Source organism: Thermoplasmatales archaeon (assembly GCA_014361245.1).
GTDB lineage: Archaea > Thermoplasmatota > E2 > UBA202 > JdFR-43 > JACIWB01.
Genome location: JACIWB010000051.1, coordinates 1 through 8,096, shown reverse-complemented (window position 1 = coordinate 8,096; position 8,096 = coordinate 1). Strand labels below are relative to the sequence as shown.

The following is an 8,096-nucleotide window of genomic DNA, read 5'->3' as shown; positions in this document are numbered from 1 at the left end:
TAGGGATCATGGATATCCCAATGATAATTGAGTAGGCTTGTCTTAAAACAATAATATTCCATGTGTATGTCTCTTCCAATGATATAATTAGATGGTAGAATATTCAAGGCGAGGAGAGAAAATCCAATACAATATAAAGTGATGGGATAAACAAAGGGAGATACCTTGTCTCTTTCCATTGCAAGAATAAGAATATACACCGGTATACTAATTAACATGAAAAGCAAAATAAGATTAATAGAATATATATTCATAACATAGGATCCTAGAACTGTTAAAACAGGCAAAAAGAGAGGGTAAACCATCAATGGACGCACACTCAACTTCCCCTTAAACTCGAACTTAACTTCCTTTTCTTTCCAAAAAGAAAAAACACACAATACCATCATTAAAATATTCAAGGAAACTAACAGCGGCGCTAAACTCAAAGGCTCTAGAACCCACGGATACAAGCTATTTACAAAGAGTCCGACGAACATGAGCAGAGCAAGACTTAATGCAGCAGACAAGACAAACTTTTCAACAAATCCAATATCAAAATTTCTAACCAAAAGATAACCTGGAATAAAAGTAAAGAACAAGAATGGCAGAGATTGCCTCAGGCCAGGAATATCAGCTATAATTGCAATATCAATGAGTAGTAACAGTATTAGTGTGTAGATAATATCTCTTTTCATCTTATTCTCCTCGCAAGTTATAATTCCACGCATATTTTACTTTATTCCCCTTTTGGTCTATCTATTATATTTTCTTGGGACTTTTGTCTACTATTTGATCTTCTGGAAGGGAATTCCATTTTTTTTCTATAACTTCATATGTGTGGCCTTCCACCATCAAATCTTTAACCTTCGAAGCGTTATATATTTTTTCATTGTAGTAAAATCTATCATTAAACTCTTCTTATTCAGTGTAAAATGGAAGCCATGACTTTTTTTCGACAACATTGTATTCCGTTATGGATATTGCCTTATTCATGTAGCTGTTTTTATTTGGTTCTTTTGTGATTTTTTCCTGTTAAGCTCCTATAAATTTCCTCCAATTTGTTTATATGTTCTTTTATATCATATTTTTTACTTGATTCGCGTGCTCCCTTCTCCAATTTCCTGAGAATCCTTGGATTTCCTGAAATCTCATTTAATATATCTGCAAGTTCATCCACATTTCCAGGTTCAAATAAAAAACCATTATAACCATCTCTGACAAGTTCTGGTATCCCCCCAATCCTACTTGCAACTACAGGCGTTGAACACACAAAACTCTCAATGATAATCATCCCAAAAACTTCATACCATATTGATGGCACGACCGTGACATTTGCTCTTTCATAAGCTTCTTTTAACTCTTCAAATCCATTGGCATATCCATGGAAAATCATGTCTTCATTATTTTTTGCCATTTTCTTGAAATAATTCTCATCTTTTCCTTTTCCATAAATATGAAGGGTTGCATTGCTGATTTTCTTGAAAGCTTTTATTAGGACATGTAAACCTTTAGATTTACTTAGTTCTCCAACATATAATATTCTGAGCTTGTCATAAAATTTAGGAGGTGATCTCCTTTTATTTAATTTTATGGGATTGGGGAGACTAATTAATTTGGCTTTTTTAAATAAACCATTTTCTTTAAATTTGCCGATTAGAAACTCTGATGGGGATATTACAACGTCTATTTTATTATCTAAAAGAGCCCTATTAATAATAGTATACACAGAGCAAGGGAGCAGCTTTTTTTTGCATATTGTATCATCAGATCTTAAGAGATTGGCCTTGGGACATAATATACTGTAATCGTGTGCAGTAAAAACGATAGGAGCTTTGATTTTATTGAAGAAGATAGTTGAAAGTCCTTTAAAATTGTGTACATGGATTATATCAGGTTTTTCTTTATTGATAATTTCTCTAACCTTGTTTGCGATTTTAAAATTAAATGTGTCGATTATATGCCATAAAATCTTTGAAGGTAATCCGTGGAGGTTCTGGTTTTTAAAATTTTCATAGAAGGTGTAAATATTAGATGGGGGTAATCTGTAAACTTTGACATTGTTTATCCATTCAATATGGTAGCTTTTATCTGGACTTGTCGTTATCACAAAGACTCTGTTTCCCTTATTTGTAAGGTACTCTGCTTCCATTTGGGCAACTCCAGTAGCGCCCCCAAAGGCAATAGGCGGATATAAACTCGTAATGAAACATATTTTCATTGTATCACCGGTATCGCAATAGGAGTCTTTCATGGACTTTTCTTGCTTAGTTTTTCTATGATTATTTTTTGATGATCAAAGGTTTAATGTCATGTCATAGTCGGAATAATATTTATTTTTCCATTTTTCTCTTTTTTCATGACGTTTTTTAATTTTGAATCCTAATTTTTTATAAAAATTTAGTGCGGGTTTATTGTGTGCCATTACTGTAAGATGGATTTTTTGGATTCTTTCATTTTTGCAGAACTCAATAATCTTTGTAGCCAATTTTTTTCCTAATCCCTGACTTCTAAATTCCCTTCTTATTACAATACCAAAATTCCCAGCCACTTTGCGACCATCTGTAATTTCTATTTTTGATATAAACGCTAAGCCGGCCATTGTTTCTTTTTTATAACATATAAATGATATGATGGTATATCTTGTTATGAATCCTGTAATTTTATAAATTTTATTGGAAAGTGCAAAATACAAAAAAATTAGAAATGCTATAAAATAATTGAAAGGGAATGGGTGAAATAACAATCTTTCTTCTTCGTTGAGGGACATATATAATCTTGTAATGGCTCTAATGTCTTTGAATTCCAGAAGCCTTATTTTCAATTGGTGACCTCCGTAATATACTTGGAAAAGTTTTTCGCGATCACATCAAAATCTAGGTTTTCTTTTGCCCATTTGTATCCATTCTTTCCCATTTTTTTCCTTAGATTATTATCTTCAAGTATTTTTATGAGTGCATTTGCAAATGCTTCCGGGCTCTTTTCTTTAACTAAGAATCCGTTAATGCCATCTTTTATTGTTTCTTTATTGGCTCCCGCATCGAATGCTACCATTGGTTTTTTCATTGCGAATGCCTCGGCACGTAGGAAACCTTCCCAAGCTGAACATGTTGCAAAAACATCACAAGATGCATAATAGAGTGGTAGGTCGTCCCAACTAACTTCTCCGGTGAATATAACACTCTCTTCAAGTTTTCTTTTTTTTAAAAAGTTTTTGAGCTTCTTGTAGTATTCTGGGAATGTTTTTCGTCCGACAATAACCAATTTTGAATCTTCAAGTTCCCTTTTCACGGTTTCAAATGATTCTATTAAAATATCAATGTTTTTGTTAGGTGCGATGCGTCCCACATAGAGTATGATAGGCCCCCCAAAGTCAATTTTTTCCTTTTTATACTTTTTAAAGTTGAAATAATCAAAATTTATTCCATCAAGATATATTTTCCGTGAATCAAGACCATAATTGTCTTTTATCCATTTTTTAACAAAATCACAGGGGGCTATTAAGTCATCAGCGCGAAGAGCGGCGTATTTATTCATTGCCATGATAAATTTAATGTAAAATTTTTCTTTTAAGCTTAAATTTTTGAGTAAACTTAGTGGGGGACCGCTCCATTCTGTGACAATGTTAAATGTTTCAAGTTTTTTAGGGAAAAAGGGGAAAAAATTTGCAGGATAATGATGGACATTAACAACGTCAAATTCTTTAATTAAACCTCTCAATTTATAAGAGTTCGGTAAAAAAGGTGAAAAAACACTGTTAATAACCTTGTTTTCGTTAAATGGGATATTCACAACCTTTACAAGTCCACTAGGATACTCGTTGAGAAATGTGAATATCTTAACATCATGCTCTCCTTTAAGCCTATGTGCCAATTCCCATATTACTGTGTCGATTCCACTGCCTATTACTAAGGTATGATGAATAAATGCTATCTTCATTTAATAAACTCCTCGATTAAATTGCAGATATGAACTATTGTTTCTTCATTGATATTTACGCTGGAGGGCAGATTGATGCCTTCTTTTGAAATTTTGTAAGCATTAGGATGCTTTTCTTCTTTTTTGTGTGGTGGCATTATATTTAAGGGATAAAAGAACGGTCTTGTGTCAACACCTCTATGATAAAGGTATTTGATGAGGTCATCTCTGGGTTTATTTTTTAGGAGTATTGAATAGGTCCAGTATACGCATTTTGCCCATGACATTTCTGGGTGTAATTCGACCTTCTTTTTTTCTTGGAATACGTATAGGTTTTTTTTGTAAATTTTTGCTATTTTTCTTTTTTTATTTATGAATTTATCAAGCTTTTTTAATTGCGCAACTCCTAGAGCCGCTTGCAAGTTAGTCATCCTATAATTGAACCCTATTTTATCGTGCCAATATTTTTTATCTGGTCTCATGCCATGGTCGCGGAGTATTCTCATTTCACTTGCGAGTTCTTCGTTATTAGTTATGCACATTCCACCTTCACCAGTTGTTATTATTTTGTTCCCATAAAATGAAAAACATGAGATATCACCGAATGTTCCTACCTTCTTATTTTTATATTTTGCTCCATGAGCTTCTGCAACATCTTCGATAACATAAAGTTCATGGTCTTCTGCAATATCCATAATCCAATCCATGTTACAAGGGTGGCCATAGAGGTGTACTGGTATTATTGCACGGGTGTTCTCTGTAATTTTGTCCTCAATTTTCCTGGGATCTATGCACCAATATTCTGGATGGACGTCAACAAATACGGGTTTTGCATTACAATAAATAACAGCATTGGCAGTGGCTGCGAATGTTAAAACAGGTACAATGACTTCGTCACCTTTTTTTATTCCAAGGGATTCCAGGGCAAGGTGCAATGCGGTTGTCCCATTTGACGTGCTAACAGCCTCTTTGACCCCATGATAGTCTGCAAATTCTTTTTCGAATTTTTCTATGAATTCCCCTTTTGAACTCACCCATCCACTCTTCACAGCCTCTAAAACATTCTCTATTTCTTCTTTTCCTATGGATGGTTCAAGGACTGGTATCATAATCTCAGCGACCTTGTAATTAATTTGGTTTCATCTGGATAATTTGGCGCATCCCACGGGAACTTCTCACCTTCTTGCCATCTTTCCCATCGTTCAAGATCTTCATGGACCATGATCTTAACTAATTTATCAAATTTTACACGTGGTTTCCAGCCTAACTTTTCCTTTGCTTTGGAATAATCTCCACAGAGAAAATTGACATCCACTGGCCTCAAAAACCTTTTGTCTATTTTAACATATTCCTGCCAATCCAGACCAACTTCATCGAAGGCCTTTTCGCAAAATTCTTTAACTGTATGTGTTTCTCTTGTGGCTATTACGAAATCGTCTGGTTCATTGTGTTGGAGCATCATATACATTGCTTCAATGTAATCTGGTGCATATCCCCAATCCCTTCTTGCTTCAAGGTTTCCGAGACGAAGTTCCTCTGCTAGTCCAAGTGATATTTTTGCAACAGCATTTGAAATTTTCCTTGTTACAAACTCAAGACCTCTAAGCGGACTTTCATGATTGAAGAGGATGCCATTACAACTGAACATGTCATAGCCTTCGCGATATATCCTTGTCATCCAATAACCATAAAGTTTAGCTGCCGCATAAGGACTTGAAGGCTTAAAAGGCGATTCTTCATTTAAGATTTTGGTGTGTCCTTCACCATAAATTTCACTGCTAGATGCTTGATAAAATTTTATTTCTGGATTGTAATGCCTTATAGCTTCGAGCATGCTTGTTACTGCAACGCCAGTGACATAGGCTGTACTTGTAGGTTGTTCAAAGGATGTTCCAACAAAACTTTGAGCTGCAAGATGATATACTTCATCAGGGTCTGCTATTTTAAGAGCTTCTAATAGTGAGAATTCATCTGTAAGATCTGCTGGTATAAGATTTACTTCATCAAAAACTTCGAGGTATTGGAGCCTCCAAAAATTTGGAGTTGAAAGCCTCCTATAAATACCATAAACCTCATATCCTTTTTTTATAAGAAAATTAGCCAAATATGCTCCGTCCTGTCCCGTGATGCCTGTTATAAGTGCACTTTTCATTTTAAAACCTCCTTGTATACCCTTTCTGTTAATTTTGCAATGTTATCCCAAGTATAATCCTTTGCAAAACTTATACACTCATCTTTAAAATCTTCATAGTGATTGAGCATGAAAATTATTTTATCCTTCAAATCATAAGGGGATAAATCAGAAAGCATGCCATTTTTATTATTTATAAGCTCTCGACTCGCATTTAATGGATGGTCGATTGTAATCACCGGCAAACCGGCTGCATTAGCTTCTAGTGTGACAAGAGCTGCGCCCTCTCTAGTTGAAGGAAAAACAAAAACTTTTGAAGACTTCATATAAGCATAAACATCATCATCCCTAGAAACTTTATGAAGAAATCTGACATTTTCTCTAAGATCCAACTTTTTTGTAAGCTTTTCTAAATTTTTCCTTTCAGGACCATCACCAATAATAAAACATCTTATATTTAAACCTTCCTTTTTTATAAGATTCAACGCTTTTAAAAGAATATCAACATTTTTATGCTTAATTAAGCGGCCTACAAATATCACATCAGATTTTTCCATTGAAGGTTTAACATTAGATATCGTGTCAAAAGGCACACCATCAGGTATCACATATACGGAGCCATCATAAAAACTTAAATCATTTTTAACTTGATTAGAAATCGTTATAACATTTTTAGATAATCTGAAGGTTAATTTCTCTATTATTTTACCAAACACTCCTATTTTACCGAGATATTCATACCAATAATCCCCCCAATATTCCAAAACAGTGATAATGAAATTACTTTTATTAATGATGGAAGTAAATTTCCCAGAAAAACATGAAAAATATGGGAAATTCTGACAGTCTATTACATCAAATTCCTCTTGTAGGAGAGGCCCTATCAAGCTTATAGAAAACTTAAGCGCTGCTTTTATGGATCTTCTACCATCTACATATAATTGTAATGGCCTGCAGACACCATGATATTCTATACCGTCAAATTCGATGTCCCTTTTTTCTTCCTGGGGCAGCCACCAACCCACACAATACCAATGGACTTCATGACCCCTTTCTGCAAGGCGCCTTCCAATCTCATAAAGTCTTTTTTCCGCCCCTCCCTTGTTCCATGGGTATGCTCCATCATAAATGAATGCTATTTTCACTAAAATCACCGTCTTTCATCTTATTTTTTCAATGATAAGTGTTTTAAAAATTTTGAAACCGTCTTTAATTGATGAAAGCTTCGGTTCAGTCTTCCGCCTTTTATATGATATTGGGACTTCAACGATCTTGAATCCCGCCTTTGAAAATTTGGAGAACATTTCAGCTTCAAGTTCAAACCCAGGATAATTTAGCTCTTCTTCTAAAATGTGTTGGATCGCCCTTCTTGTGAAGGCCCAATGGCCTGTACAAATATCACTAATTTTTTGGTAGAGTATGCTGGCTATTAAGCTCAAGATAAAATTGCCAATTAAGTTGGTCTTGGATATTGCACCGTCTTCTCTTTTACCTTTTAGTCTTGATCCTAGTGCAACATCTGCATTTTCTTTTTTAAGTAATTTTATGAGTTTGATTGAATCTTCTGGGGGGTAGGTTCCGTCAGCATCCATCATAATCGCATATTCTGTTTCAAGATGCTTAAAGCCTTTAAAGATGGCATTAGCTTTGCCTTGGTTTTTTTCTTCTAATACAAGGGCACCTTTTTTTTCTGCAATTTCAGCTGTCCTATCAGATGAATTATTATCGACAACTATGATATTGGTTTCTGGGTATAATTCATTTATCCTCGTAACTAGAGGTCCTATTGACTTTTCCTCGTTATAAGCTGGTATTATAAAAGTGACATCTTCCATCATCGAAATGATATTCAACGGAGGCATTCTTATAACTCCCCTATATACTGTTTTTTTTTGATTGATAAACATTTTATCCGAAGCGTTTAATATTAATAATTTATCTTGTTATATTATTTAATGTTGGGGTGAGCGACTAATAGTTAGTCACATTTTGGCCTTATAAGGATCCTTTAACTTATCAGTTCTCCTTGTGGATTAGTATTAACGAATATCTTTTTTCTCCACTAAAT

Annotated in this window: 8 protein-coding genes; all 8 read right to left on the bottom strand. The window is 34.4% G+C overall.

What is annotated here, in order from left to right; translation table 11 throughout:
* On the bottom strand, positions 1-677 hold a 677-nt coding region (locus H5T45_06805), incomplete at its 3' end, for a hypothetical protein (GenBank protein ID MBC7129417.1).
* Positions 678-985: 308 nt separating this feature from the next.
* Complete coding sequence (locus tag H5T45_06800) at positions 986-2,200, bottom strand: glycosyltransferase family 4 protein (GenBank protein MBC7129416.1); 1,215 nt, start codon at positions 2,198-2,200, stop codon at positions 986-988.
* 75 nt (positions 2,201-2,275) lie between these two features.
* The gene (locus H5T45_06795; GenBank protein MBC7129415.1) at positions 2,276-2,803 is read right to left on the bottom strand and encodes a GNAT family N-acetyltransferase; all 528 of its coding nucleotides are present in this window, start codon (positions 2,801-2,803) and stop codon (positions 2,276-2,278) included.
* Positions 2,800-3,918, bottom strand: coding sequence for a glycosyltransferase family 4 protein (locus H5T45_06790; GenBank protein MBC7129414.1), 1,119 nt, complete (start codon positions 3,916-3,918; stop codon positions 2,800-2,802). The genes H5T45_06795 and H5T45_06790 overlap by 4 nt, the downstream gene beginning before the upstream one ends.
* Complete coding sequence (locus H5T45_06785; GenBank protein MBC7129413.1) at positions 3,915-5,006, bottom strand: DegT/DnrJ/EryC1/StrS aminotransferase family protein; 1,092 nt, start codon at positions 5,004-5,006, stop codon at positions 3,915-3,917. The genes H5T45_06790 and H5T45_06785 overlap by 4 nt, the downstream gene beginning before the upstream one ends.
* Positions 5,003-6,049, bottom strand: a complete 1,047-nt coding sequence (locus H5T45_06780) for a GDP-mannose 4,6-dehydratase (GenBank protein ID MBC7129412.1) — start codon at positions 6,047-6,049, stop codon at positions 5,003-5,005. The genes H5T45_06785 and H5T45_06780 overlap by 4 nt, the downstream gene beginning before the upstream one ends.
* Positions 6,046-7,173, bottom strand: a complete 1,128-nt coding sequence (locus H5T45_06775) for a glycosyltransferase family 4 protein (GenBank protein ID MBC7129411.1) — start codon at positions 7,171-7,173, stop codon at positions 6,046-6,048. The genes H5T45_06780 and H5T45_06775 overlap by 4 nt, the downstream gene beginning before the upstream one ends.
* A gap of 15 nt (positions 7,174-7,188) precedes the next feature.
* Positions 7,189-7,863 (bottom strand): glycosyltransferase, encoded by a 675-nt coding sequence (locus H5T45_06770; protein MBC7129410.1) that lies wholly within the window; start codon positions 7,861-7,863, stop codon positions 7,189-7,191.
* Positions 7,864-8,096: the final 233 nt, after the last annotated feature.

Excerpts from the sequence above, each read along its gene's own strand:
- H5T45_06780 (MBC7129412.1), bottom strand. The coding sequence starts at position 6,049 with ATGAAAAGTGCACTTATAACAGGCATCACGGGACAGGACGGAGCATAT.
- H5T45_06790 (MBC7129414.1), bottom strand. The coding sequence starts at position 3,918 with ATGAAGATAGCATTTATTCATCATACCTTAGTAATAGGCAGTGGAATC.
- H5T45_06770 (MBC7129410.1), bottom strand. The coding sequence starts at position 7,863 with ATGGAAGATGTCACTTTTATAATACCAGCTTATAACGAGGAAAAGTCA.
- H5T45_06785 (MBC7129413.1), bottom strand. The coding sequence starts at position 5,006 with ATGATACCAGTCCTTGAACCATCCATAGGAAAAGAAGAAATAGAGAAT.
- H5T45_06800 (MBC7129416.1), bottom strand. The coding sequence starts at position 2,200 with ATGAAAATATGTTTCATTACGAGTTTATATCCGCCTATTGCCTTTGGG.